This is a genomic window from Pseudomonas sp. MF6396 (assembly GCF_002018915.1).
GTDB lineage: Bacteria > Pseudomonadota > Gammaproteobacteria > Pseudomonadales > Pseudomonadaceae > Aquipseudomonas > Aquipseudomonas palmensis.
In genome coordinates this window covers 58146-84401 of the sequence record NZ_MVOK01000021.1, presented here as the reverse complement: position 1 = coordinate 84401, position 26256 = coordinate 58146, and the positions used below count along the sequence as shown (strand labels likewise).

Here is a 26256-nt window from a genome sequence, read left to right as displayed (position 1 = left end):
GCGCCGCAGGCCAGGCCTGCGGCGCGGGGCGGTCAGTGCAAGGCCTCTTCGGCCTTCTGGATCGCGGCAAACTCTTCCTCCGGCGTGCCGGCCACCAGGTGGTGTCGGCTATAGAAGGCAAAGTACGCAATCAGCACGCCATAGATGATCGCAGCGCCAATCACCACCCGTGGGTCGACCAGGAAACCTGCGACCACCGCCAGGCAGGCCAGCACCAGCGCCACGCCCGAGGTGAAGATGCCGCCCGGGGTACGGTACGGACGCTCCATTTTGGGGCGTTTTATGCGCAGGGTGATGTGCGCGGCCATCATCAGTACATAGGACAGCGTAGCGCCGAATACCGCCACCAGAATCAGCAGGTCGCCCTAGCCGGTCAGCGACAGCGCAAAGCCGATGATGCCGGGGATGATCAGCGCCAGTACCGGGGCCTTGCTGCGGTTGGTCTGCGACAGCTTGCGCGGCAGGTAGCCGGCGCGCGACAGGGCGAAGATCTGCCGCGAATAGGCGTAGATGATCGAGAAGAAGCTGGCGATCAGGCCAGCCAGGCCCACCAGGTTGACGAAGCCGCCCATCCAGGTCGAGCCGCCGTAGGCCTTGGCCAGCGCCTCCACCAGCGGGTTGCCCGAGCTTTTCAGTGCTTCGGCGCCGGCGCCGCCCGGGCCGATCACCAGGATCAGCAGCGCGAAGCTGAGCAGCACCAGCATCGCACCGATCAGGCCGCGGGGCAGGTCGCGCTTGGGGTTCTTGGTTTCTTCGGCGGCCAGCGGCACGCCTTCGACCGCCAGGAAGAACCAGATGGCATAGGGGATTGCCGCCCACACGCCGACGTAGCCGAACGGCAGGAAGCTGCTGGCGCCGGCTGCGTCGGTCTTGGCGATGTCGAACAGGTTGTTCGAATCGAAGTGCGGCACCATCGCGATCAGGAACACCGCCAAGGCAATCGCGGCCACGGCGGTGATGATGAACATCAGCTTGAGCGCTTCGCCCACGCCGAAAATGTGGATGCCGATGAAGATGATGTAGAACGCCAGGTAGATCACCCAGCCGCCTATGCCGAACAGCGATTCGCAGTACGCGCCGATGAACACCGCGATGGCGGCGGGGGCGATGGCGTATTCGATGAGGATCGCGGTGCCGGTCAGAAACCCGCCCCAGGGCCCGAAGGCGCTGCGGGCGAAGCCGTAGCCACCGCCGGCGGTGGGGATCATCGAGGACAGTTCGGCCAGCGAAAAACACATGCACAGGTACATCGTGGCCATCAGCAGCGTGGCCAGGAACATGCCGCCCCAGCCACCCTGGGCCAGGCCGAAGTTCCACCCGGCGTAGTCGCCGGAGATCACGTAGGCGACGCCCAGACCCACCAGCAGGACCCAGCCTGCGGCACCTTTTTTCAGTTCACGTTGCTGGAAATACTCGGAACCGACCTTTTCGAAATCGACGGAAGCCGGCGCGTTGCCGGAATGATCGCTTGGCATGGGGATTCACCTGTTCTTTTTTTAGTCACCGGCGGGTGCCGGCCTGTGGGGATGGTCTTGCACGAAAGGGGCCAGAACAGCTGCAAGCTTCAAGCTGCAAGCCGCAAGAGAAGGCAAATCGCATGGGGTCTGCTTTTTCTTGCTGCTTGAAGCTTGCCGCTTGCAGCCGGGCTTCCTAGAAGAAGCCCAGTGGATTGATGTCGTAGCTCACCAGCAGGTTCTTGGTCTGCTGGTAGTGGTCGAGCATCATCTTGTGGGTTTCACGACCCACGCCGGACTTCTTGTACCCGCCGAACGCGGCGTGCGCCGGGTACAGGTGGTAGCAGTTGGTCCATACGCGGCCAGCCTTGATGCCGCGGCCCATGCGATAGGCGCGGTTGATGTCGCGGGTCCATACACCGGCGCCCAGGCCGAATTCGGTGTCGTTGGCAATGGCCAGGGCCTCGGCTTCGTCCTTGAAGGTGGTGATGCTGACCACCGGGCCGAAGATCTCTTCCTGGAACACGCGCATCTTGTTGGTGCCCTTGAGCAGGGTCGGCTGGATGTAGTAACCGGTCGACAGGTTGCCCTCGAGTTTTTCCACCTTGCCGCCCGTGAGCAGTTCGGCGCCTTCCTTCTCGGCGATTTCCAGGTACGAAAGAATCTTGTCGAACTGCTGCTCGGAGGCCTGGGCGCCGACCATGGTGTCGGTGTCCAGCGGGTCGCCACGCTTGATCTGCTTGATCTTCTTCATCACCTCCTGCATGAACGCCGGGTATATCGATTCCTGCACCAGTGCGCGCGACGGGCAGGTACACACCTCGCCCTGGTTGAAGAACGCCAGCACCAGGCCTTCGGCGGCCTTCTCGATGAAGCTCTGCTCGGCCTGCATGATGTCTTCGAAGAAGATGTTCGGCGACTTGCCGCCCAGCTCCACTGTGCTGGGGATGATGTTCTCGGCGGCCCATTTCATGATGTGCGAACCCACCGGGGTGGAGCCGGTGAAGGCGATCTTCGCGATGCGCTTGCTGGTGGCCAGCGCTTCGCCGGCTTCACGGCCATAGCCCTGCACCACGTTGAGCACGCCCGGTGGCAGCAGGTCGCCGATCACTTCGAGCAGCACGCTGATGCCCAGCGGGGTCTGTTCGGCCGGCTTGAGCACCACGCAGTTGCCGGCGGCCAGGGCCGGGGCTAGCTTCCAGGCGGCCATCAGGATCGGGAAGTTCCACGGGATGATCTGCCCGACCACGCCCAGCGGTTCGTGGATGTGATAGGCCACGGTGTTGCCGTCGATTTCAGCGGCGCTGCCTTCCTGGGCGCGCAGGCAGCCGGCGAAGTAGCGAAAGTGATCGGCGGCCAGCGGGATGTCGGCGTTGAGGGTTTCGCGTACCGCCTTGCCGTTGTCCCAGGTTTCGGTGATGGCCAGCAGTTCGAGGTTCTGCTCGATGCGGTCGGCGATTTTCAGCAGGATCAGCGAGCGCGCCTGCACCGAGGTGGTGCCCCAGGCATCGGCGGCCGCATGGGCGGCGTCCAGCGCCTTGTCGATGTCTTCGGCACTGGAGCGTGGGAACTCGGCAATCGGCTGGCCGTTGACCGGCGAGGTGTTGGTGAAGTACTCGCCTTTGACCGGTGGCACGAACTCGCCGTTGATGTAGTTGCCGTAGCGGCTCTTGAAGGAAACGATCGCGCCGTCGGTACCGGGATGTGCGTAACGCATGGTGTGTCTCCTGGCTATTGTGCTTGTAGGGAGGATGTAAAGCGTAGTGCAAGGCACGGGCCACTGCCCGGTGGCCTAGTGAAATCAAGGGCTTGGCGCCGCGCGGAGGGCGCCCCGCAGGCGCTGTGTGCCAGCCCCGGCACAGCCTGGGTGACACTCTGTACCCGTTGTGGCACACAACGTGACCCGACGGTCCCGCCACCATTGCAATGCACTGGCGGCAGGAGGATGCTGGGTTCATCTCGTGTGCGGAGAACAATAAAAAGTGCAGAGCAATCATCTGAGCCGGCACGCCCGGCAAGTGCTCACCGTCACCCAGGGCAAGGCGCTGTTGCAGGGGCCGGGCAGCGACCCGTCGATCGCCCGTTCCTGGCTGCGCTGCCTGGAGGACTACCACCTCGACCCGGCCCAGAGCGTTGCGCCCACCGTGCTCGAGCACGGGCGGCTGCTGGAGAGCCGTGAGCGCCTGCAGCAGGTGCTGCAGATCGCCGGCAACGAGATGAACAGCCTGCACCAGCAACTCTGCGGCGCCGGGCACGCGGTTCTGCTGACCGATGCGCGCGGTGTGATCCTCAACTGCGTCACCGCACCCACCGAGCGGCGCATCTTCGAGCGCGCCGGGCTCTGGCTGGGCGCCGACTGGAGCGAGGCCTGCGAAGGCACCAACGGTATCGGCACCTGCCTGGTCGAGCGCCAGGCCCTGACCATTCACCAGGATGAACACTTTCGCGGGCGCCATACCGGGCTGACGTGCTCAGCCAGCCCGGTGTTCGATCCGCAGGGCGAGCTGCTGGCAGTGCTCGACGTATCGTCGGCGCGCCCCGACATGTCGCGCCAGAGCCAGTTCCACACCATGGCGCTGGTCAACCTCTCGGCCAAGATGATCGAGAGCTGCTACTTCCTGCGCCATTTCGAAAACCACTGGCTGTTGCGCTTTCACCTGCAGGCCGAATCGGTCGGGCTGTTCAGCGAGGGGCTGCTGGCGTTCGATGGCGAGGGGCGTATCTGTGCGGTCAACCAGAGTGCGCTGAACCTGCTGGCAACGGCACGCGGCGGGCTGCTCGGCCAGCCAGTGGAGGCGTTTTTCGACTGCGCGCTGGATGAACTGCTCGGGCGTGCCACGGCGGCCGCCAGCACCAGCTGGCCGCTGCGTACCCGCGATGGCCGTGTGCTGTTCGCCAGCCTGCGCGGCCAGGCCCGTGCGGTGGCGCCACCGCTTGCGCCGTCGGCCACCAGCACGCCAATGCCGGCACAACGCATCTGCCTGGTCGACCCGGCACTGCAACAGGATTTTCGGCGTGCGCTGCGGGTGTTCGAGCGCGACGTGCCGCTGCTGCTCAACGGCGAAACCGGGTGCGGCAAGGAGGCCTTCGCCAAGGCCGTGCACCAGGCCAGCCAGCGCGCGGGCAAGCCGTTCGTCGCGCTCAACTGTGCGTCGATCCCGGAGAGCCTGATCGAGAGCGAGCTGTTCGGCTATCGCGGCGGCAGCTTTACCGGGGCGCGCAAGGAGGGCATGCGCGGCAAGCTGCAACAGGCCGACGGCGGCACCTTGCTGCTGGACGAGATCGGCGACATGCCGCTGGCCCTGCAGACGCGCTTGCTGCGGGTGCTCGAGGAGCGCCAGGTGGTACCGATCGGCGGCGAGCCGCAGGCGGTGGATGTGCGCATCATCAGTGCCACCCACCGTGACCTGCTGGGCCGGGTCGAGGCCGGCAGCTTTCGCGAAGACCTGTATTACCGCCTCAATGGCCTGGAGGTCGCCCTGCCGGCATTGCGTGAGCGCAGCGACAAGGCGCAGTTGCTCGACTTTGTCCTGGCCGAGGAAGCCGCGGGCCAACCTGTGCGGCTCGAGCCGTCGGCACGCCGGGCGCTGCTGGAATTTGCCTGGCCCGGCAACGTGCGCCAGTTGCGCAATGTGCTGCGTACCCTGGTGGCCCTGTGCGAGGATGGCCGCATCGCATTCGACGACCTGCCGCCGGTAGTGCGCCAGCCCCCGGCAGCGCTCGGGCCCAGGGTTGCCAGGCCGCAGGCCGAACACCCGCTGGACGACGCCGAGCGGGCCGCGCTGCTGCAGGCGCTGGAGCACAAGCGCTGGCACATGACCCAGGTGGCGGCGCAACTGGGGGTCAGCCGCAATACGCTGTACCGCAAGCTGCGCAAGCACGGGATTGCACGGGGCGCCTAGGCAAACTCAGGATGCGATTTTTCCCACCCTAAGCTACCCTGCCTCCACGTTTCGTGAGGTCGACCATGCACATTCATATTCTCGGTATCTGCGGTACTTTCATGGGCTCGCTGGCGGTGCTGGCCAAGGAGCTTGGCCACCGCGTCACCGGCTCCGACGCCAACGTCTATCCCCCCATGAGCACCCAGCTCCAGGCCCAGGGCATCGAGCTGCATCAAGGCTATGACGCCGCCCAGCTGGAGCCGGCCCCCGATCTGGTGGTGATCGGCAACGCACTGTCGCGGGGCAACCCGGCGGTGGAGTACGTGCTGAACAAGGGCCTGCCCTACGTGTCGGGCCCGCAGTGGCTGGCTGACCACGTGCTGCAGGGCCGCTGGGTACTGGCCGTGGCCGGCACCCACGGCAAGACCACCACCAGCAGCATGCTGGCCTGGGTGCTGGAGCATGCCGGGATGAGCCCGGGCTTTCTGATCGGCGGTGTGCCGCAGAACTTCTCGGTGTCGGCGCGCCTGGGCGCCACGCCGTTCTTCGTGGTCGAGGCCGACGAGTACGACAGCGCGTTCTTCGACAAGCGTTCCAAGTTCGTGCACTACCGTCCGCGCACCGCCATTTTGAACAACCTCGAGTTCGATCACGCAGACATCTTCCCTGATCTGGCTGCCATCGAGCGCCAGTTCCACCATCTTGTACGCACCATTCCGAGCGAAGGCCTGGTCATTCACCCCACCACCGAGCCGGCCCTGCAGAAGGTGATCGAGATGGGCTGCTGGACCCCGGTGCAGACCACCGGCGCCGGTGGTCAGTGGCAGGTGAAACTGCTCAGCGCCGACGGTTCGCGCTTCGAAGTCAGTTTTGAAGGCCAAGCCCAGGGCGTGGTGGAGTGGGAGCTGACCGGCCAGCACAACGTGGCCAACGCCCTGGCCACCCTGGCCGCTGCCCGCCATGTGGGCGTGGTGCCGGCCATCGGGATTGCCGCCTTGAGCGCGTTCAAGAGCGTCAAGCGGCGCATGGAAAAGGTCGCTGAAGTCCAGGGTGTGACCATCTATGATGACTTTGCCCACCATCCGACCGCCATTGCCACCACCCTCGACGGGCTGCGCAAGCGCATCGGCGACGCCCCGTTGATCGCGGTGATCGAGCCGCGCTCCAACTCCATGAAGCTGGGCGCCCACCGTGATGGCCTGCCCCAGAGCGTGTGCGATGCCGACCAGGTGATCTGGTATGCACCGCCCAATCTGGGCTGGGACCTGGCCGCCACCGCCGCCGAGTGCACGGTGCCGTCGATTGTCGCCGACAGTCTCGAGGCGATCATCGAGCGGGTCAAAAGCCAGGCCGCGCCGGGCACCCAGGTGGTGATCATGAGCAATGGCGGCTTTGGCGGGCTGCACGTCAAGCTGGCCGAGGCACTGCGATGAGCGGCCCGGAGCGCATCACGCTGGCCATGACCGGTGCCTCCGGGGCGCAGTACGGGTTGCGCCTGCTCGATTGCCTGGTGCGTGAAGACCGCGAGGTGCACTTTCTGATCTCCAAGGCTGCGCAACTGGTGATGTCGACCGAGACCGACGTGGTGTTGCCGGCCAAGCCGCAGTCGATCCAGGCGTTTCTGACCGAGTACACCGGCGCTGCGGCCGGGCAGATCCGGGTATACGGGCGCGAGGACTGGATGTCGCCGGTGGCCTCGGGCTCCGGGGCGCCGGCAGCGATGGTGGTGGTGCCCTGTTCCACCGGCACGCTGTCGGCAATCGCCACCGGGGCCTGCAACAACCTGATCGAGCGGGCCGCAGACGTGACCCTGAAGGAGCGCCGGCAGTTGATTCTGGTGCCGCGCGAGGCGCCTTTCTCGACCATCCACCTGGAGAACATGCTCAAGCTGTCGCAGATGGGCGCGGTGATATTGCCGGCCTCGCCGGGCTTCTATCACCAACCGCAGACCATCGACGACCTGGTGGACTTTGTGGTGGCGCGGATTCTCAACCTGCTGGATGTTCCGCAGGACATGCTGCCGCGCTGGGGCGAGCACCATGTTGGCGGCGAGGAGTGAAGGCGCTGCTGGTGGCAGGCCTGGCGGTGCTGGCACTGAGCAGCGGCTGCGCCACGGTGCGCACGCTGGATGCGGCCAAGCCGGGGGCACCGGTGGTGTATTCGGGTACGCGGCTGGATCTGTATGCGCTGCAGGGCGGTTGCTGCCCTGAAGACCGTTTTGGCGCGCCGGCACCGGCGTACCCGGGGCTGGACCTGCCGGGCAGTGCACTGCTCGATACGGTGTTGCTGCCGTTGTCGGTGCTGACGGTGCTGGGGGTGGGGTTTCAGGCTACCGGCGGGTTGTAGCCAGCGGCCTCATCGCGGGTCGAGCCCGCTCTCACAAGGGGCTGAGCTGTCCTTGTGGGAGCGGGCTCGACCCGCGATGAGGCCTTTGAATTACTTACCCAATCTACGCAGTTCATCGGACTCCACGGTCCGGACCCCGTCCTGCTCTTCCAGCGCCAGGCGCCACAGCGCCCGCGCCAGCTGGCAGGCTTCGATGCCGCGGTACTTGCCCGGCAGCAGCCGCGACAACGGCCCGGCAAACTGTTCACCGAGCCGAGGCTCGATACGCTCGCCCAGCAGCACCGACGGCCGCGCGATGGTCAATTGCGGCCAGTCCTGCGCCATGAGTGCCTGTTCCATCTCGCCCTTGACCCGGTTGTAGAACACCGACGACTTGGGGTCGGCGCCAATCGCGCTGACCACCAGCAGGTGCCGTGCACCCATTTCCCGCGCCCGCTTGCTGAAAGCCACCACCATGTCCAGGTCGACGGCGCGAAACGCCGTTTCCGAACCTGCCTGCTTGATGGTGGTGCCCAGGCAGCAGAAGGCGATGTCCACGCGGCCGCTCAACTGCGGCAGGAACACCGCCGGGTCGCCGACCGGGTTCTCCAGGTGCGGGTGTTCGGCCAGCGGCCGGCGCGTGGGGGCCAGCACACGGCTCACGGTCGGCTCGTTGAGCAGCCGATCCAGCAAATGCTCACCAGTCAGCCCGGTGGCTCCGGCAATCAGGATGTGCTGAGGCGTCAGGTACATGATGTCTCTCCCTTGATACAGTCAGCTTAGTGGCTGCTTGTATTTTCTGCTTGTACCGCATCGGCACTTTGCAGTGCTTTTCGTGCCTGTTGCTGGCGCAGTTTCTGCCAGTGCTGCAGCACCCGTTGCGGCGCCCACAGCTGAGGTTCGGAAGCCTCGAAGCCATCGGCCTGCTCGCGCTGCTGCACCGTGGTCTTGGCCAGTTCGAAGGCCTGCTGCAGGTCGTCGGTCTGGTTCAGTGCCCGGGCGAACAGTGCTTCGCCGAAATAGGTGAAGTCGGCCTCTTCGGAGCAGCCGAACGACACCCGGTCGGCACGCGATGCGGTCATGATCAAGGTCTTGTCGTCCTTGAGTGAATCGATGTAACCCCCCGAGTAGCACGCAGAGATCACGATTATCTTGTCACGTTCCTTTAGTGGGGCAAGCGCGGCCGAGAGTTCATCGGCGGGCAGGTCGGCCAGTTGCAGGCGCGGCAGATCCAGCACCAGTTCATGTTCGTGGCTGCCGTGGCTGGTCAGGTAGATGAACACCAGGTCTTCGGGGCCGCTGCGCTCGGCCAGGGTGCGTGCGGCCCGCGCCAGGTTCTCGCGGGTGGCCAGGGGGCGGTCGGCCATGTGGTCGCGGTGGTTGACCAGGGCGACCTGGCCAGTGGCACCGAAACGGGTCTTGAGCATGTCGCTGACGTAGTCGGCCTCGCGCATGAACACGCTCTGGTTGCCATCGCCGGCCAGGGCCAGGCTGTACAGTTCGATGGCCGGGGTGGAGGCCGGTACCTGGGCCAGCGCCTTGTCGAGCAGGGTGCCCTGCTTGAGCAGGGCCAGCTCCAGGGGGTCGGGCAACAGGCGCCCGTGTTCGTCGCGCACGCGCAGGCCGTTTACCCAGTGGCCGCTTTCGACACTGCCGTCGACCTGCGTCAGCCGGCCTTTACCCTGGTAGGTGTCGTTTTCGAAACCGCCGACGTACAGGCTGCCGTCGGGCAATTGCAGGCGGCCCTGGCCGGCGAAGCGCCAGTCGCGAAACTCGCCCTTGTAGTGGCTGCCGTCGCTGCCGAACAGCTCGCCCTTGCCGGTCAGCGAGCCGTCGCGGAACTGGCCGATCCACACGTCGCCATCGGCGTTTTCGTAACGGCCACGACCTTGCAGGTGGTTGTCCTTGAATTCACCGATGTACTGGTCGCCTTCGGCGCTGTTGAAGGTGCCGCTGCCCTGCAACTGGCCGTCGACGAAGCGCCCGCTGAACTGGTTGCCACTGGCATCGCTGCGGATGCCTTCGCCGTGGGGTTTGCCCTTGGCGAACAGGCCCTGGTACTGGCTGCCGTCGGCCAGGGTCAGTTCGCCGGCGCCGTTGTATTGGTCGTCCTTGAACTGCCCGCGATACTGCACCTGGCCTTCCCTGAGGGTGCCTTCGCCGTCACGCCGGCCAAGCTTGAAGCCGCCGCTGTAGTGGCTGCCCGGGGTGGTCAGCTCGCCCTGGCCGTGAAACAGACCCTGCTGGAACTCGCCGCGGTACACCTCGCCATTGCTGCCGTGCCATTCGCCGCGGCCCTGCCACTGGCCCTGCTGGAAGTTGCCGGCATACCAGCTGCCGTTGGGGTAGTCGATGCGCCCCGGGCCCTGCAGCAGGCCATTGACCACGTCGCCACGGTAGCGGCCGCCATCGGGCAGGCGGGCATCGGGCGGTGACAGCGGTTCACCGTCGCCACAGGCGGCGAGCAGCAGGGTCAGGGCAAGGGGTACGAATGGGCGCATGGCGGGGTCCGGGCAAGTCAGGCCCCGAGTATGCCGCAGTTTGTCGCGGGTGAAACAGCCGCTGGCAGCTGTTTCACCTTGGGCGGGTCAGACGAAGCAGAGCGACAGCGGCTCGGCGATATAGGCGGGTTTGTCCTGGCCTTCGATTTCCAGGGTGGTGGTGGCCTTGAGCAGCCACTGGCCCGGTTTCTTCTCGATGGCCTCGCTCAGGTCGACCTTGAGCCGAACCCGCGAACCGACCTTCACCGGCTGGATGAAGCGCACGCTGTCCAGGCCATAGTTGACGACCATCTTCAGCCCCTCGGGCAGCACGAGGATGTCTTCCATCAGCTTGGGAATCAGCGAAAGAGTGAGAAAACCGTGGGCAATGGTGCTGCCAAATGGCGTTTTTGCCGCCTTCACCGGGTCCACATGAATGAACTGGAAGTCGCCGGTAGCCTCGGCGAACAGGTTGATGCGCTCCTGGTCGATGGTCAGCCACTCGGAACGTCCCAGTTCCTTTCCAACGTACTGCGCCAGCTCTGCAACGGGTACATAGGGCATTGCGACTCTCCTGGTTGTCTTTGATTTTGTTGTGACTGCTACAGGTTCGACTGCTTAAGATCAGCACGCCGACCGGATGCGGTCAAGTCACCGTTGTTTCAGCGAATATCGGGGTATAGACCAGTCGTTAGCGTGCTTATAATGGCCGCCAGGCCTGAGGGAGAAGTGCAATGTTGTTGCGTGGTTTGACGTGGCTCGTGCTGTTCCAGTTGCTGGGGACGGCGATCAATCACCTGTTTCTGTCGATGCTGCCGGGGCCGATCATCGGGCTGGTGCTGTTGCTGGCGTACCTGATGCTGCGCGGCGAGGTCAGTGCGCCGTTGAGCGAGGCGGCCAGCAGCCTGCTGCGCTACCTGCCGTTGCTGCTGGTGCCGCCGGCGGTGGGGGTGATGGTGTACGCCGCCGACATTGCTGCCGACTTCTGGGCCATCGTCGGTTCGCTGGTGCTGTCGGTGCTGATCGCCCTGGCGTTCTGTGGCGTGCTCATGCAGAAGATGATTGCCCGTCAGGCCCGTCGTGAGGAAAAGCCATGAGCCTGGACTGGCACGGCGCCCTCGATGCGGTCATCCACCACCCGCTGTTCGGCATCGGTATCACCCTGGGGGCCTATCAGCTGGTGCTGGCGGCCTACGACAAGACCCGCTGGATCTTCCTGCAGCCGGTACTGGTATCGATGCTGGTGGTGATCGGTGTACTGGTGACGTGCGGCGTGTCCTATGCCGAGTACCGCAAGAGCACCGAAATCATGAACATCCTGCTGGGCCCGGCCACCGTGGCCCTGGCGGTCCCGCTCTACCTGAACCTGCGGCGTATTCGCCAGCTGTTGTGGCCGACCTTGACTACGCTGGTAATCGGCGGCCTGGTCGCGACCTGTGCCTGCCTGTTGCTGGGCTGGTGGTTCGGTGCCGAACACATGATCCTGATGACCATGGCGCCCAAGTCGGTGACTTCGCCGATTGCGATGCTGGTGGCCGAGCAGATCGGCGGGGTGGCGGCGCTGGCGGCAGTGTTCGTGCTGATCACCGGGGTGATCGGGGCGATCTTCGGCCCGGCCCTGCTGTCGGCCTGCGGGGTGAGCAGCCCGGAAGCCCGCGGCATGGCACTGGGCATCAGTGCGCACGCGGTGGGCACGGCGGTGGCGTTGGAAGAAAGCGAGGAAACCGGGGCCTTCGCGGCCCTGGGCATGAGCCTGATGGGAGTGGTCACGGCGGTGTTCCTGCCGTTGGCGGTCAGCCTGGTTGCCTGAGGATATTCGATGACATTGCCCCTGTTTCCACTCAATACCGTGCTGTTCCCCGGCTGCAAGCTCGACCTGCAGATCTTCGAGGCGCGTTACCTGGACATGATCGGCCGCTGCATGAAGCAGGGCGGCGGGTTCGGCGTGGTGTGCATCCTCGAAGGCGAGCAGGTGGGCAATGCCCCGTCGGGGTTCGCGACAATCGGCTGCGAGGCGTTGATACGCGACTTCCAGCAGCAGGACAACGGCCTGCTGGGCATTCGCGTCGAGGGTGTGCGGCGCTTCGATGTCGGCCCCTACGAGGTGCAGAAGGACCAACTGCTGCTGGCCGACGTGAACTGGCGCAGCGAACAGCCCGACGCCCCCCTGGAGGAGGACGATCACGACCTGCTGGCCTTGCTCGGCGCGCTGGGCGAGCACCCGATGGTGGCGGCACTGGACATGCCGGTCGAAGTCATCGGCCAGCAGGCACTGGCCAACCAGCTGGCCTACCTGCTGCCCTTCGAGGATGAAGACAAGCTCGACCTGCTGGCCATCGATTCGCCCCGCCAGCGCCTGGACGCGATCCAGGCGCTGCTCGAGCGGCTGCAGGGCGAGTTGTTCGCCTAGGTCTCAGTACTGGTAGCGCAGCAGGGCATGGGGCAAGGCATGCAGGGCGAAGAACGCCAGGGTGCCGGCGCAGGCCGGCAGGATCAGCCACCACACCTTGAGCGGCATGGCGCCGAGCGGTTCGCGGTGCTGCACCAGGCTCAGGCTGGCGGCGCACACGCAGCAGGCCAGCAGCGAGCCGGCGAGGATGTCGGTGGGCCAGTGTGCACCCAGGTAGACCCTGGACAGGGCAATCGACATCGCCGGCAGGCACCCCAGCAGAATCCAGGTCAGGCGCATGCGTGGCGGCTGGCCACGACCGGCCAGCACCGCCAGCGTCAGAAAGAACGCGAATGACGCCGAACTGTGGCCACTGGGCATGCTGTAGGAGGTCAGCGGGTCGCTGAGCACTTCGGGGCGCGCGCGGGCGAACAGCCACTTGAGTGTGCCGTTGGCCAGCGCCGTGCCTATCAGCGTGCAGGCGGCGAAGATCGCCGGGCGCCACTGCCGGCTCAGCAGCAGCAGGCCGGTGAGCACACCGCCCACCACGAACTGCGTACGGAAGTCGCCCAGGCGGGTGATCAGTACGATGGTGCCGTCCAGCGTGGCGCGGCGGTGTTCCTGAACCAGGGTCATCAGGCCCTGGTCGAAATCGTTCAGGTACGGCCAGCCGATGAACACCGCAGCCAGCATTACCAGGCTCAGGCCGGCGATCAGCCGTGTGCCGTAGCGCTTGCTGCGCAGGCTGGTGCTGATGCTCAGGCCGATCAATAGTGCGAGGCCGGCGGCGATGATGCCTGCTTCGGTCCAGAACCCTTCGGGCAGCGGCAGGCGCATGGCCGCGCCGGTGGCCCAGCCGGGCAGCAGGTAGGCCACCGCCCAGCCGGCACCTGCCAACAGGCTGACGGCGATGAAGCGTGGCAAGGGCATGTCGAACATGCCCGCCACCATCGGCAGCATCGGCCGCAGCGGGCCGATGAAGCGCCCCACCAGCAGGCTGGCGATGCCATAGCGCTGGAAGTAGCTCTCGGCGCTGCCGATCCATTCGGGGTGGTGGCGCAGCAGCGGCAGGCGCCGGATGTTCTGGTGGAAGCGCCGGCCCAGGGTGTAGGAAATCGCATCGCCCAGCAGCCCGCCCAGAAAGCCCAGCAGCAGGGTTTCGCTCAGGCCCAGTGCGCCGCTGCCGGCGAGAACCGCCACGGCGAACAGCAGGATGGTGCCGGGCACGATGAGCCCGGCGATGGCCAGGCATTCGACGCAGGCCACGATGAAGATTGCCAGGCCGAGCCATTGCGGGTTCGCGGTCAGCCAGCCGGTCAGGCTGTCGAGCCATGGGCCCATGGTGTCAGTTTCCTTGTGTCAGTAAGAAATAGTCGCGGCCTTCGACTTGCCCACGGCGCAGTGGGTTCCGGGTGCAGTGCGCGGCGAAGTCGGCGTCGACGAAACGGTAGGGCAGATGTTCGTCGCGCCCTTGGGGAATGCCCAGGCGTGTGGTCTGAATAATGTGTTTCACGGTTATGCCGCAGTCTTCGACGAACAGCCGCTCGGGGTCGAAGCGCTGGGCGTCCCAGTGCGGGACTTTCAGCCCCAGGGCCTTGCACAGCAGGGTCTGGCCGGCACACAGGCGCTGGTCGGCGCGCGGCTGGCCGCTGGCGTCGGGGTTGTTCAGCTGCATCTGCGCCAGGCTGTTGTGGTCGCTGACGGCATCCACCCAGGGGTAGGCCGACTTGATCAGCACCGCGTTGCCGGGGCCGTGGGCGCTGAAGTTGAGCGAATCGCCGCCACGGGCGTAGTACATGTAGATGTGGCCGCCGTCGAGGAACAGGGCCTTGCGTTTTTCGGTGTAGCCCAGCGAGGCGTGGCTGCCCTTGTCGGTGACGTAATAGGCTTCGGTCTCGATGATGCGCGCCGACAGCCACAGCTCGCCCTGACGATGGCGGATTACCTTGCCGAGCAGGGCCTTGGCCAGGGTCTGGGCGTCGCGGTCGAAGAAGCTGTCGGGGAGGGCCCGGGGCGGGCAGGGGGCGAATTCGGTCATGGGCGCGATAATAGCAATTTATGGTCCGGGTCGGCGGCGGGGCTTTGCTGGAGCCGGCCTTGCCGGCGAAGGGACGCGCTACGGTACATCTTCATACACTGTTTTCGACCATCCGCCTGACACCGCTGGGCGTATACCTGCATGACAGTTATAATCAGCCGATTTTCCCCTCCGCCAAGACACTGAGCCCATGACTGAGTCCGTTCTTGACTACATGACCCGCCTGGGTCGCGCCGCCCGTGAGGCCGCGCGCGTGATTGCCCACGCCAGCACCGCGCAGAAGAACCGCGCCCTGCACGCTGCCGCCAATGCCCTGGACGCCGCCCGCGCCGAGCTGGGCGCCGCCAACGAACTGGACCTGGCTGCCGGCCGCGCCAATGGTCTGGAGCCGGCCATGCTCGAGCGCCTGGCGCTGACCCCGGCCCGCATCGACGGCATGATCGTCGGCCTGCGCCAGGTGGCCAGCCTGCCGGACCCGGTCGGTGCCATCCGCGACATGAGCTATCGCCCCTCCGGCATCCAGGTCGGCAAGATGCGCGTACCGCTGGGCGTCATCGGCATCATCTACGAGTCGCGCCCCAACGTGACCATCGACGCTGCCAGCCTGTGCCTGAAGTCGGGCAACGCCACCATCCTGCGTGGTGGCTCCGAAGCCATTCATTCCAACCGTGCCATTGCCGCCTGCATCCAGCGCGGCCTGGCCGAGGCCGACCTGCCCGCGGCGGTGGTGCAGGTGGTCGAGGTCACCGACCGCGAGGCGGTGGGCGCGCTGATCAGCATGCCCGAGTACGTCGACGTGATCGTGCCCCGTGGCGGCAAGGGCCTGATCGAACGGGTCAGCCGCGACGCACGGGTGCCGGTGATCAAGCACCTGGACGGCATCTGCCACGTGTACGTGGCCGAGCACGCCGAGCTGGACAAGGCCCAACGCATCGCCTTCAACGCCAAGACCTATCGCTACGGCATCTGCGGCGCCATGGAAACCCTGCTGGTCGACCAGTCGGTCGCCGCGGCGTTCCTGCCGGCGATGGCCAGCCAGTTTCGCGACAAGGGCGTGGAGCTGCGAGGCTGCGAGCGCACCCGGCAGATCATCGAGGCACTGCCGGCCAGCGAAGACGACTGGAGCACCGAGTACCTGGCGGCGATTCTGTCGATTCGCGTGGTCGATGGCCTGGATGCGGCCATCGAGCACATCAACCACTATGGTTCGCACCATACCGATTCGATCGTCACCGAACACCAGGGTCAGGCCCGGCGCTTTACCGCCGAGGTCGACTCCTCGTCCGTGATGATCAACACCCCGACGTGCTTTGCCGACGGCTTCGAGTACGGCCTGGGGGCCGAGATCGGCATTTCCACCGACAAGCTGCACGCACGCGGCCCGGTCGGCCTGGAAGGGCTGACCTGCGAGAAGTACGTGGTGATCGGTGACGGCCAGCTGCGCGGTCAGGAGTCGTTCTGACCTTGGCCGAGCACAGCCCGCTCGCCGTTGCTGCCACGCCGTCGCCCGCCCGGCGCATCGGCGTGCTCGGCGGCACGTTCGATCCGGTGCACATCGGTCACCTGCGCAGTGCGCTGGAGGTGGCCGAAGTGCTGACGCTGGACGAACTGCGCCTGATGCCCAATGCGCGCCCGCCGCACCGCGACATGCCGCAGGTGTCGGCGCAGGATCGCCTGGCCATGGTCGAGCGCGCGGTCGAGGGCGTGCCCCTGCTGAGCGTCGATGCGCGTGAGCTGGCCCGGGACAAGCCGTCCTACACCATCGATACGCTGGAGCTGATGCGCGCCGAAATGGCCGCTGACGACCAGTTGTTCCTGCTGCTGGGCTGGGACGCATTCTGCGGCCTGCCGAGCTGGCATCGCTGGGAAGAGTTGTTGCAACACTGTCATATCCTGGTGCTTCAGCGCCCGGATGCCGACGTCGAGTCGCCGGATGCCCTGCGCAACCTGCTGGCCGCACGTTCGGTGAGTGACCCGCAAGCCCTGCAGGGGCCGGCCGGGCACATAGCATTCGTCTGGCAGACACCCTTGTCGGTGTCGGCCACGCAGATCCGACAGCTGCTGGCCAGCGGCAAGTCGGTGCGGTTTCTGGTGCCGGACGCAGTACTGGCCTATATCGATGCGCACGGCCTGTACCGTGTGCCGAACTGAGTGCGCCAACGGCGCCTCATACCTACGAGTTGAATGAGTTTTATATGAGCAAGCAAGAAATGATTAAAGGCGAAGAGCTGGTCAAGGTCGCGGTAGCTGCCCTTGAAGACGTCAAGGCCCAGGACGTCCTGGTCATCGACGTTCGCGACAAGCAGAGCATCACCGACTACATGATCATCGCCACCGGTACCTCCAACCGTCAGATCAGCGCGATGCTGGACAAGGTCCGCCAGATGGTCAAGGAGAAGGGCGTTCGTCCGCTGGGCGAAGAAGGCAAGGGCGACAGCGACTGGGTGCTGCTGGACCTGGACGACGTCATCGTGCACATGATGACCGCCTCGGCCCGTCAGTTCTACGACCTGGAGCGCCTGTGGAAAGGTGCCGAGCAGAGCCGTGCCGCCGATGGCAAGCACCATAGCCCGGAGCACACCCACGAGCACTTCGCCAAGCTCAACAAAGACCAGGAATAAGGTAGCCCCGTGCGTCTGCGTCTGATCGCGGTCGGCTCGCGCATGCCCAAATGGGTCGAGGACGGCTGGCATGAATATGCCAAGCGCCTGCCTTCGGAGCTGTCCCTGGAGCTGGTGGAGATACCGCTCAACACGCGCGGCAAGAATGCCGACGTTGCCCGCCTGATCCGTCAGGAGGGCGAGGCCATGCTGGCCAAGGTCCAGCCGGGCGAGCGTATCGTCACCCTCGAGGTGCACGGCAAGCCGTGGAGCACCGAACAGCTGGCGGTCGAACTGGACCGCTGGCGCCTCGACTCGCGTACCGTCAACTTCATGGTCGGCGGCCCCGAAGGGCTGGCGCCGGAAGTCTGTGCGCGGGCCGAGCAGCGCTGGTCGCTGTCGCCGCTGACCTTGCCGCACCCGTTGGTAAGGATACTGATCGGCGAACAGCTGTACCGCGCCTGGACCGTGTTGTCCGGGCACCCTTACCACAAATAGTCGTAAGCCTTTTCAATGTCGCAGCCGATTCGCCTCAAGGACCACGAGAAAGACGCCCGCCTGGTGCGTAGCCGCGTCGTGGTCGGCGCAGTCGCGATCGTGCTGCTGATTTGCGTGCTGATCGCCCGGCTGTACTACCTGCAGGTCATTCAGTACGACTACCACTCCACGCTGTCGGAGAACAACCGGGTGCATGTGCAGCCGATCCCGCCGACACGCGGGCTGATCTTCGACCGCAACGGGGTGATCGTCGCCGACAACCGGCCAAGCTTCAGCCTGACCATGACCCGCGAGCGTTCCGGTGACTGGCAGCAGGTACTCGACTCCATTGTCGAGGTGCTGGAGCTGACCGAGGACGACCGGGCACTGTTCGAAAAACGCATGCGCCAGGGGCGTCGGCCCTTCGAGCCGGTACCGATCCTGTTCGAGCTGACCGAAGAGCAGATCGCCCGGATAGCGGTGAACCAGTTCCGTCTGCCGGGTGTGGAGGTGGCGGCGCAGCTGGTACGCCATTACCCGCAGGGTGCGCACTTTGCGCATTCGGTCGGCTATGTGGGGCGCATCAACGAAAAAGAGCTCAAGTCCCTCGACCCGGTCAACTACAGTGGCACCCACCATATCGGCAAGACCGGTATCGAGCGCTTCTACGAAGCCGAGCTGCATGGCCAGGTCGGCTACGAAGAGGTCGAGACCAACGCCCGTGGCCGGGTGCTGCGGGTGCTCAAGCGTACCGATCCGATCCCCGGCAAGGACATCGTCCTGAGCCTGGACATCAAGCTGCAGGAAGCCGCCGAAGCGGCGCTGGGCGGTCGTCGTGGCGCGATCGTGGCGCTCGACCCGAACACAGGTGAAGTGCTGGCGATGGTCAGTCAGCCGAGCTTCGACCCCAACCCCTTCGTCACCGGCATCAGCTTCAAGGCCTATGCCGAGCTGCGCGACTCGATCGACCGCCCGCTGTTCAACCGCGTACTGCGCGGCCTGTATCCGCCGGGGTCGACGATCAAGCCGGCAGTGGCCATCGTCGGCCTGGACACCGGCGCGGTCACGGCCACCTCGCGGGTGTTCGACCCGGGCTACTACCAACTGCCCAACTATGACCACAAGTACCGCAACTGGAACCGCACCGGCGATGGCTGGGTCGACCTCGACACGGCGATCATGCGTTCCAACGACACCTATTTCTACGACCTGGCGCACAAGGTCGGCATCGACCGGCTTTCGGCCTACATGAACCGCTTCGGCATCGGCCAGAAGGTCGCGCTGGACATGTTCGAGGAATCCTCCGGGCTGATGCCGTCGCGTGACTGGAAGCGCGCGACCCGGCGCCAGGCCTGGTTCCCCGGCGAGACACTGATCCTCGGCATCGGCCAGGGCTACATGCAGGCCACGCCGCTGCAACTGGCCCAGGCCACCGCGCTGATCGCCAGCAAGGGCAAGTGGAACCGCCCGCACCTGGCCAAGACCGTCGAGGGCGTGCGCCCGGTGGACGAGAACCCGATGGAAGACATCGTGCTGCGTGACAAGGCCGACTGGAACAGGGTCACCCACGGCATGGAGATGGTGATGCACGGTGCCCGTGGTACCGCGCGCAAGGCCGCCATCGGCGCGCAGTACCGCATCGCCGGCAAGAGTGGTACCGCACAGGTGGTCGCGATCAAGCAGGGCGAGAAGTATGACCGCAACAAGGTGCAGGAGCGTCACCGCGACCACGCCCTGTTCGTGTCCTTCGCCCCGGCCGAAAACCCGAAGATCGTGGTGTCGGTGATGGTCGAGAACGGCGAGTCCGGCTCCGGCGTGGCCGCCCCCGTGGTGCGCCAGGTGATGGACGCCTGGCTGCTCGACCAGAACGGTCGCCTCAAGCCTGAATACGCCAACCCCGCGGGCGCCCCGACCAATGTGTCGGTGACCACCCCGGCCGCCCCGCCAGCCAACCCTACAACCGCGCAGGAAACGGCCCGTGAAGAGTAATTTCGATCGCATGCTCTCCAGCGAGGACGTGATGCGCCGCCGCGCCAGCTTCCTGCAGCGCATCCACGTCGACGGCCCGCTGCTGGTGCTGCTGCTGACCCTGGCCGCCGGCAGCCTGTTCGTGCTGTATTCGGCCAGCGGCAAGAACTGGGACATGCTGCTCAAGCAGGCGTCCTCGTTCGGCCTGGGGCTGGTGTCGATGTTCGTCATCGCCCAGCTGGAGCCACGCTTCATGGCGCGCTGGGTGCCACTGGCGTACGTCGGCGGGGTGATCCTGCTGGTGGTGGTGGACGTGATGGGCCACAACGCCATGGGCGCCACGCGCTGGATCAACATCCCCGGGGTGATCCGCTTCCAGCCGTCGGAGTTCATGAAGATCATCATGCCGGCGACCATCGCCTGGTACCTGGCCAAGCGCACCCTGCCGCCGCACCTCAAGCACGTGATGATCAGCCTGATCCTGATCGGTGTGCCGTTCATTCTCATCGTGCGCCAGCCCGACCTGGGCACCGCGTTGCTGATCCTGGCCTCGGGCGCGTTCGTGCTGTTCATGGGCGGGCTGCGCTGGCGCTGGATCCTCAGCGTGCTGGCGGCGGCAGTGCCGGTGGCGGTGGCGATGTGGTTCTTCGTCATGCACGACTACCAGAAGCAGCGCGTGCTGACCTTCCTCGACCCGGAAAGCGACCCGTTGGGCACCGGCTGGAACATCATCCAGTCCAAGGCGGCGATCGGCTCGGGTGGGGTATTCGGCAAGGGCTGGCTGCTCGGCACCCAGTCGCACCTGGACTTTCTGCCCGAGAGCCACACCGACTTCATCATCGCCGTGCTCGGCGAGGAATTCGGCCTGGTGGGCATCTGCGCGCTGCTGCTGATCTACCTGCTGCTGATCGGTCGCGGCCTGGTGATCACGGCCCAGGCGCAGACGCTGTACGGCAAGCTGCTGGCCGGCAGCCTGACCATGACCTTCTTCGTATACGTGTTCGTCAATATCGGTATGGTGAGCGGCCTGTTGCCCGTGGTGGGTGTGCCGCTGCCCTTCATCAGCTATGGCGGAACTTCGCTCGTGACGCTGCTGTCAGCGTTTGGGGTTTTGATGTCGATCCATACGCACCGCAAATGGATCGCGCAGGTTTGAATAAGGTGAACAATTCAATGCAAGCAATGCGTGGCTGGGTGGCTCGCTGTGCCCCCTGGGTCGGGCTGTTGGGGCTGCTGGCCCCAGGTCAGCAGGCGAGTGCCGCCGATTATGACGGCTCGCCCCAGGTGGCCGAGTTCGTCGGCGAGATGACCCGCGACTACGGCTTTGCCGGCGAGCAACTGATGGCGGTGTTTCGCGAGGCGCAGCGCAAGCAGTCGATCCTGGATGCGATCTCGCGCCCGGCCGAGCGGGTCAAGCCGTGGAAGGAATACCGGCCGATGTTCATCACCGACGCGCGCATCGCCCGCGGTGTGGACTTCTGGCGCCAGCACGAGGCCACCCTGGCGCGCGCCGAAAAGGAATACGGCGTGCCTGCCCAGGTGATCGTGGCGATCATCGGCGTGGAGACCTTCTTTGGCCGCAACACCGGCAATTACCGGGTGATCGACGCGCTGTCGACCCTGGGCTTCGATTACCCGCCGCGGGCCGAGTTCTTCCGCAAGGAGCTGCGCGAGTTCCTGCTGCTGGCCCGCGAAGAGCAGGTCGACCCGCTGACCCTCAAGGGCTCGTACGCCGGCGCCATGGGCCTGCCGCAGTTCATGCCCAGCAGCTTTCGCGCCTATGCCGTGGACTTCGACGGCGACGGCCACATCAATATCTGGACCAACCCGGACGATGCCATCGGCAGCGTGGCCAGCTACTTCAAGCGCCATGGCTGGGTGGCCGGCGAGGGCGTGGTCAGCCGCGCCCAGGTGCGTGGCGAACGTGTCGACGAGGGCCTGAGCCCGGGTATCGAGGCGGTCAAGACCGTCGCGCAGTTGCGGGCACTGGGCTGGTCGAGTCATGATGCGCTGCGCGATGATCTGCCGGTCACCGCCTTCCGGCTCGAAGGCGACAACGGCCCGGAATACTGGCTGGGCCTGAAGAATTTCTACGCGATCACTCGCTACAACCGCAGCGTGATGTACGCCATGGCGGTACATCAACTCTCGGATCAGCTGGTCCAGGCAAGGGGCGCCAGGTAATGCGCGTACTGTTTACTGACACATCTCTCAAACTGATCGGTTGCGCGGCCCTGGGCCTGTTGCTGGTCAGCTGCTCCTCCAGCCGCCCGACGCCGCAAGGTGGCAGCAACGTGGTTCGCGCCAAGCCGGGCCTGGACATCAACCGGGCCCACAAGGACGGCGCGCCGTGGTGGGACGTGGATGTCTCGAAGATCCCCGACGCCACCCCAACGGTGCACACCGGCAACTACAAGGCCAACCCCTACACGGTGCTGGGCAAGACCTACTTCCCGATCCAGGACTCGCGCAACTACCGCGCCGAGGGCACGGCGTCGTGGTACGGCACCAAGTTCCACGGGCAGAACACCGCCAATGGCGAGGTGTACGACCTGTACGGCATGAGTGCGGCGCACAAGACCCTGCCACTGCCGGCCTACGTCAAGGTGACCAACCTGGACAACCAGCGCAGCGTGATCCTGCGGGTCAACGACCGTGGCCCATTCTATTCGGACCGCATCATCGACCTGTCCTACGCCGCGGCCAAGAAGCTCGGCTACGCCGAAACCGGTACCGCCCGGGTGCGCGTCGAGGGCATCGACCCGCAGCAATGGTGGGCCCAGCGCGGTCAGCAGGCGCCGATGGTGCTCAACCAGCCCCAGGTGGCCCAGACCCAGCCGCTGCCGGCCAGTACCGGCACCGTCGAGCAATGGACCCCGCCGCCGCAGCAGCACGCGGCGGCCGTGGTGCCGGTGCAGGTTGCCAACAACGGCAGCGGGCCGGCCAGCAATGGTCTTTACTTGCAGGTCGGCGCGTTCGCCAACCCGGATGCGGCCGAACTGCTGCGCTCCAAGCTCAGCGGCATGGTCAGCGCGCCGGTGTTCATCAGTTCCATCGTGCGCAACCAGCAGACCCTGCACCGCGTGCGCCTGGGGCCGATCAACAGCCAGGGCGAGGCCCAGCAGATGCAGGACAGCGTGCGCCTGGCCAACCTGGGGCAACCCAAAGTCGTCACGGCAGACTGATCGGGGGGACTGATCGGTTTGTCATGCAGTCGGGCAGAGCAGCCATGTACAATGGCCGTTTTGCTCGCCAGGCCCAGCGCCTGGAATACGTTTTGCCCGCGAGGGCATGAGCCCAATAGCCATTTCGAGAGACGGATGAACATAACCAGCTTTGCCAAACGCCTTTGCCTGCTTGTACCGCTGATGATCGCTCCTGCCGCTTTCGCGGCAGAGCAGATGATGCCGTCGCCGCCGCAACTGGCAGCCAAGTCCTACGTGCTCATGGAAGCCTCCAGCGGCAACATCCTGGTCGAGAACAATGGCGACCAGCGCCTGCCTCCGGCGAGCCTGACCAAGCTGATGACCGCCTACATCGCCACCCTGGACATCCGTCGCGGGCAGATCGGCGAGAACGATCCGGTCACCGTCAGCGAAAACGCCTGGCGTACCGGCGGTTCGCGCATGTTCATCAAGGTCGGCACCCAGGTCAGCGTCAGCGACCTGCTGCACGGCATCATCATCCAGTCGGGCAACGACGCCAGTGTCGCCCTGGCCGAGCACATTGCCGGCAGTGAAGACGCCTTCGCCGACATGATGAACAAGACTGCCACCGACCTGGGCATGAGCAACAGCCACTTCATGAACCCCACCGGCCTGCCGAACCCCGAGCACTACTCCTCGGCGCACGACATGGCGGTGCTGGCACGGGCGATCATCCACGAGGATCCGGCGCACTACGCGATCTACTCGCAGAAGGAATTCTTCTGGAACAACATCAAGCAGCCCAACCGCAACCTGCTGCTGTGGCGCGACAAGACCGTCGACGGCCTGAAGACCGGCCACACCGACGAGGCGGGCTACTGCATGGTGTCCTCGGCAGTACGTGACGGCATGCGCCTGATCGCCGTGGTGTTCGGTACCAACAGCGAGCAATCGCGCGCTGCCGAAACCCAGAAGCTGCTGACCTACGGTTTCCGCTTCTTCGAGACCCAGACCTTCTACCAGAAGGGCACCGAACTGGCCCAGGCGCCGGTGTGGAAGGGCAAGACAGCCCAGGTCAAGGCAGGTCTTGCCGAAGACCTGAGCATGACTTTGCCTAAAGGCCAATTGAAGAAGCTGGCTGCAAGCATGACCATGAACCCGCAGCTGACCGCGCCCATCGCCAAAGGTGACGTGATCGGTAAAGTGGAAGTCAAACTGGATGACAATGTGGTACACAGCGCCGACCTGATCGCGCTGGACGACGTGGAGGAAGGTGGTTTCCTGCGTCGTGCGTGGGATAGCATTCGGCTATTCTTCTACGGGCTGTTCAACTGATATCGTGACCTGCCATGCCCCCGCACACTCACGCGGGGGCATTGTTGTTGCCACGGCTTACGAGGCCGTTACTGCCATGACCGAACCAGACGTCAAGTCGCACAAGATCGAATTCCCCTGCGCCGATTACCCGATCAAGATAATCGGCGACACTGTGGTCCATTTCAGGGACACGGTGATCGAGATTCTCAAGAAATACGCCGAGGTCGACCTCAAGACCCTGGCCGAGCGCCAGAGCAAGGAAGGCAAGTACACCACGGTGCAGCTGCACATCATTGCCACCAGTGAAGACCAGTTGCAGAACATCAACAGTGCCCTGCGCGCGACCGGAATCGTGAAAATGGTGCTCTGATGTCGGCCAGCCTCGGCTTTCGCGACCTCGGCCTGCTGCCTTACACGGCCGTGCTCGAGGCCATGCGTCGGTTCACCGACCAGCGTGGCCCGGGCACGGCCGATGAAGTGTGGCTGGTTGAACACCCGCCGGTGTTCACCCAGGGCCAGGCCGGCAAGGCCGAGCACCTGCTGCTGCCGGGAGATATCCCGGTGGTGCAGACCGACCGCGGTGGCCAGGTGACCTACCATGGGCCGGGTCAGCTGGTGGCCTACCTGTTGCTCGATGTACGCCGCCTGGGCTTTGGCGTGCGTGACCTGGTCAGCCGCATGGAGCACTGCCTGATCGAGCTGCTGGGCAGTTATGGCGTCGAGGCGGCGGCCAAGCCCGACGCGCCTGGCGTCTACGTCGACGGGGCGAAGATCGCCTCCCTCGGCTTGCGCATTCGCAATGGCTGTTCTTTCCATGGCCTTGCCTTGAACGTGGACATGGACCTTGCGCCATTCCGCCGGATTAACCCCTGCGGGTATGCGGGGCTGGCCATGACCCAGCTGCGCGATCAGGCAGGCCCGATCGAACTCACCGAGGTAAGGGCAAGGCTGCGCGGGCAGCTGGTCAAGCACCTCGACTATGCTGAGCAGACGACCCTTGCGGGCGGAATCGACTGAATATGAATACTGTTGTGCAAGAACCGCAGCAAACCCTTATTCCCACTCAGGACGTCAGCGCGCGCCCGGCCCCACGGCCCAAGGTCGAAGCTGGCGTCAAGCTGCGTGGCGCCGAAAAGGTTGCACGTATCCCGGTCAAGATCATCCCGACCGAGGAACTGCCGAAAAAACCTGACTGGATCCGCGTGCGCATCCCGGTGTCGCCGGAAGTCGACCGCATCAAGCAGCTGCTGCGCAAGCACAAGCTGCACAGCGTGTGCGAAGAGGCTTCCTGCCCGAACCTGGGCGAGTGCTTCTCGGGTGGCACCGCCACCTTCATGATCATGGGTGACATCTGCACCCGTCGCTGCCCGTTCTGCGACGTCGGCCACGGCCGGCCCAAAGCGCTGGATGTCGACGAGCCGATGAACCTGGCCGTGGCCATCGCCGACCTGCGCCTGAAGTACGTGGTGATCACCTCGGTGGACCGCGACGACCTGCGTGACGGCGGTGCCCAGCACTTTGCCGACTGCCTGCGCGAGATCCGCAAGCTGTCGCCGGGCGTGCAGCTGGAAACCCTGGTGCCGGATTACCGCGGACGCATGGACGTGGCACTGGCGATCACGGCCCAAGAGCCGCCGGATGTGTTCAACCACAACCTGGAAACCGTGCCGCGCCTTTACAAGGCCGCGCGTCCGGGTTCGGACTACCAGTGGTCGCTGACCCTGCTGCAGAAGTTCAAGGAGCTGGTGCCGCACGTACCGACCAAGTCCGGCCTGATGCTGGGCCTGGGCGAGACCGACGAGGAAGTGATCGAGGTGATGCATCGCATGCGCGAGCACAACATCGACATGCTGACCCTGGGCCAGTACCTGCAGCCATCGCGCAGCCACTTGCCGGTGCAGCGTTTCGTGCACCCGGACACCTTCGCCTGGTTCGCCGAGGAAGGCTACAAGATGGGCTTCAAGAACGTCGCCTCGGGCCCGCTGGTGCGTTCGTCGTACCATGCCGACCAACAGGCGCACGAGGCCAAGATCAAGCTGTGACCGGCGTGTGACTGGCTGAAAAAAGGCCCCCGTACCAGCGATGGTACGGGGGCCTTTTTGTTGATGGCTTCACTGGCTTCTTCGCCGGCAAGGCCGGCTCCTACAGGCTGTGGGAGCCGGTCCTGCTGTCGCGCTG

At 65.2% G+C, this 26256-nt stretch carries 25 protein-coding genes and 1 pseudogene; 19 read left to right on the top strand and 7 right to left on the bottom strand.

Annotation, left to right across the window (positions count from 1 at the left end; genetic code table 11):
- Nucleotides 1–32: 32 nt before the first annotated feature.
- Nucleotides 33–1475 (bottom strand): annotated as a pseudogene (gene eat, locus MF6396_RS20105) (ethanolamine permease).
- A gap of 175 nt (nt 1476–1650) precedes the next feature.
- Nucleotides 1651–3171 carry an acetaldehyde dehydrogenase ExaC gene (gene exaC / locus MF6396_RS20100; RefSeq protein ID WP_078481394.1) on the bottom strand — a complete coding sequence of 507 codons (1521 nt, stop codon included), beginning with the start codon at nt 3169–3171 and terminating at the stop codon, nt 1651–1653.
- A 265-nt stretch (nt 3172–3436) separates the two neighbouring features.
- Between exaC and MF6396_RS20095 the strand changes: the two genes are divergently transcribed.
- The 4 genes from MF6396_RS20095 to MF6396_RS20080 all read left to right on the top strand — a co-directional run bounded on the left by MF6396_RS20095 (nt 3437) and on the right by MF6396_RS20080 (nt 7684).
- Nucleotides 3437–5356, top strand: a complete 1920-nt coding sequence (locus tag MF6396_RS20095; protein WP_078481393.1) for a sigma-54-dependent Fis family transcriptional regulator — start codon at nt 3437–3439, stop codon at nt 5354–5356.
- A 65-nt stretch (nt 5357–5421) separates the two neighbouring features.
- Nucleotides 5422–6771, top strand: a complete 1350-nt coding sequence (gene mpl, locus MF6396_RS20090; protein ID WP_078481391.1) for a UDP-N-acetylmuramate:L-alanyl-gamma-D-glutamyl-meso-diaminopimelate ligase — start codon at nt 5422–5424, stop codon at nt 6769–6771.
- Nucleotides 6768–7397 carry a flavin prenyltransferase UbiX gene (gene ubiX, locus MF6396_RS20085; RefSeq protein ID WP_043863917.1) on the top strand — a complete coding sequence of 210 codons (630 nt, stop codon included), beginning with the start codon at nt 6768–6770 and terminating at the stop codon, nt 7395–7397. Before mpl ends, ubiX begins: the two co-directional genes overlap by 4 nt.
- The gene (locus tag MF6396_RS20080) at nt 7394–7684 is read left to right on the top strand and encodes a YceK/YidQ family lipoprotein (protein ID WP_043863916.1); all 291 of its coding nucleotides are present in this window, start codon (nt 7394–7396) and stop codon (nt 7682–7684) included. Before ubiX ends, MF6396_RS20080 begins: the two co-directional genes overlap by 4 nt.
- Nucleotides 7685–7774: 90 nt before the next feature.
- Here the strand turns inward: MF6396_RS20080 and MF6396_RS20075 are convergent, their stop codons facing one another.
- The 3 genes from MF6396_RS20075 to MF6396_RS20065 all read right to left on the bottom strand — a co-directional run bounded on the left by MF6396_RS20075 (nt 7775) and on the right by MF6396_RS20065 (nt 10707).
- Nucleotides 7775–8416, bottom strand: coding sequence for an oxidoreductase (locus MF6396_RS20075; RefSeq protein ID WP_043863915.1), 642 nt, complete (start codon nt 8414–8416; stop codon nt 7775–7777).
- Between the two features lie 26 nt (nt 8417–8442).
- Entirely contained in the window at nt 8443–10164 is a 1722-nt protein-coding gene (locus MF6396_RS20070) for a C13 family peptidase (RefSeq protein ID WP_078481390.1), read from the bottom strand.
- A gap of 87 nt (nt 10165–10251) precedes the next feature.
- Complete coding sequence (locus MF6396_RS20065; RefSeq protein WP_043863913.1) at nt 10252–10707, bottom strand: MaoC family dehydratase; 456 nt, start codon at nt 10705–10707, stop codon at nt 10252–10254.
- Between the two features lie 170 nt (nt 10708–10877).
- Between MF6396_RS20065 and MF6396_RS20060 the strand changes: the two genes are divergently transcribed.
- Genes MF6396_RS20060 through MF6396_RS20050 form a run of 3 tightly spaced genes read left to right on the top strand, consistent with a single transcriptional unit; the run spans nt 10878 to nt 12553 of the window.
- A complete protein-coding gene (locus MF6396_RS20060) occupies nt 10878–11240 on the top strand; it encodes a CidA/LrgA family protein (protein WP_043863912.1) in 363 nt (120 codons plus the stop codon).
- Between the two features lie 2 nt (nt 11241–11242).
- Nucleotides 11243–11953 (top strand): LrgB family protein, encoded by a 711-nt coding sequence (locus MF6396_RS20055; RefSeq protein ID WP_173925073.1) that lies wholly within the window; start codon nt 11243–11245, stop codon nt 11951–11953.
- A gap of 9 nt (nt 11954–11962) precedes the next feature.
- Nucleotides 11963–12553 (top strand): LON peptidase substrate-binding domain-containing protein, encoded by a 591-nt coding sequence (locus tag MF6396_RS20050; protein WP_043863910.1) that lies wholly within the window; start codon nt 11963–11965, stop codon nt 12551–12553.
- 3 nt (nt 12554–12556) lie between these two features.
- Here the strand turns inward: MF6396_RS20050 and MF6396_RS20045 are convergent, their stop codons facing one another.
- Entirely contained in the window at nt 12557–13873 is a 1317-nt protein-coding gene (locus tag MF6396_RS20045; protein ID WP_078481388.1) for a bifunctional DedA family/phosphatase PAP2 family protein, read from the bottom strand.
- A gap of 4 nt (nt 13874–13877) precedes the next feature.
- The gene (locus tag MF6396_RS20040) at nt 13878–14570 is read right to left on the bottom strand and encodes a DNA-3-methyladenine glycosylase (protein ID WP_043863908.1); all 693 of its coding nucleotides are present in this window, start codon (nt 14568–14570) and stop codon (nt 13878–13880) included.
- A gap of 190 nt (nt 14571–14760) precedes the next feature.
- On the opposite strand from MF6396_RS20040, the gene MF6396_RS20035 reads away from it, so the two are divergent.
- From MF6396_RS20035 to lipA, 12 genes are all read left to right on the top strand, one after another.
- Nucleotides 14761–16032, top strand: a complete 1272-nt coding sequence (locus tag MF6396_RS20035; protein WP_078481387.1) for a glutamate-5-semialdehyde dehydrogenase — start codon at nt 14761–14763, stop codon at nt 16030–16032.
- A 2-nt stretch (nt 16033–16034) separates the two neighbouring features.
- Nucleotides 16035–16721, top strand: a complete 687-nt coding sequence (gene nadD, locus MF6396_RS20030) for a nicotinate-nucleotide adenylyltransferase (protein ID WP_043863906.1) — start codon at nt 16035–16037, stop codon at nt 16719–16721.
- Between the two features lie 44 nt (nt 16722–16765).
- On the top strand, nt 16766–17191 hold the full coding sequence (gene rsfS / locus MF6396_RS20025) for a ribosome silencing factor (protein WP_088514344.1): 426 nt from the start codon (nt 16766–16768) through the stop codon (nt 17189–17191).
- A gap of 9 nt (nt 17192–17200) precedes the next feature.
- Entirely contained in the window at nt 17201–17668 is a 468-nt protein-coding gene (gene rlmH, locus MF6396_RS20020) for a 23S rRNA (pseudouridine(1915)-N(3))-methyltransferase RlmH (protein WP_010222895.1), read from the top strand.
- A 15-nt stretch (nt 17669–17683) separates the two neighbouring features.
- On the top strand, nt 17684–19636 hold the full coding sequence (gene mrdA, locus MF6396_RS20015; RefSeq protein WP_054916341.1) for a penicillin-binding protein 2: 1953 nt from the start codon (nt 17684–17686) through the stop codon (nt 19634–19636).
- Nucleotides 19637–19667: 31 nt separating this feature from the next.
- Nucleotides 19668–20771, top strand: coding sequence for a rod shape-determining protein RodA (gene rodA / locus MF6396_RS20010; protein ID WP_043863944.1), 1104 nt, complete (start codon nt 19668–19670; stop codon nt 20769–20771).
- Between the two features lie 17 nt (nt 20772–20788).
- A complete protein-coding gene (gene mltB / locus MF6396_RS20005; RefSeq protein ID WP_043863903.1) occupies nt 20789–21799 on the top strand; it encodes a lytic murein transglycosylase B in 1011 nt (336 codons plus the stop codon).
- The gene (locus MF6396_RS20000; protein WP_043863902.1) at nt 21799–22800 is read left to right on the top strand and encodes a septal ring lytic transglycosylase RlpA family protein; all 1002 of its coding nucleotides are present in this window, start codon (nt 21799–21801) and stop codon (nt 22798–22800) included. Before mltB ends, MF6396_RS20000 begins: the two co-directional genes overlap by 1 nt.
- A 135-nt stretch (nt 22801–22935) precedes the next feature.
- Nucleotides 22936–24096: a D-alanyl-D-alanine carboxypeptidase family protein gene (locus MF6396_RS19995; RefSeq protein WP_043863901.1), complete on the top strand. Its 1161-nt coding sequence runs from the start codon at nt 22936–22938 to the stop codon at nt 24094–24096.
- A 76-nt stretch (nt 24097–24172) separates the two neighbouring features.
- Entirely contained in the window at nt 24173–24448 is a 276-nt protein-coding gene (locus MF6396_RS19990) for a DUF493 domain-containing protein (RefSeq protein ID WP_043863900.1), read from the top strand.
- Nucleotides 24448–25095, top strand: a complete 648-nt coding sequence (gene lipB, locus MF6396_RS19985) for a lipoyl(octanoyl) transferase LipB (protein WP_078481383.1) — start codon at nt 24448–24450, stop codon at nt 25093–25095. Before MF6396_RS19990 ends, lipB begins: the two co-directional genes overlap by 1 nt.
- 2 nt (nt 25096–25097) lie before the next feature.
- Nucleotides 25098–26120 (top strand): lipoyl synthase, encoded by a 1023-nt coding sequence (gene lipA, locus MF6396_RS19980; protein WP_043863898.1) that lies wholly within the window; start codon nt 25098–25100, stop codon nt 26118–26120.
- Nucleotides 26121–26256 lie beyond the last annotated feature (136 nt).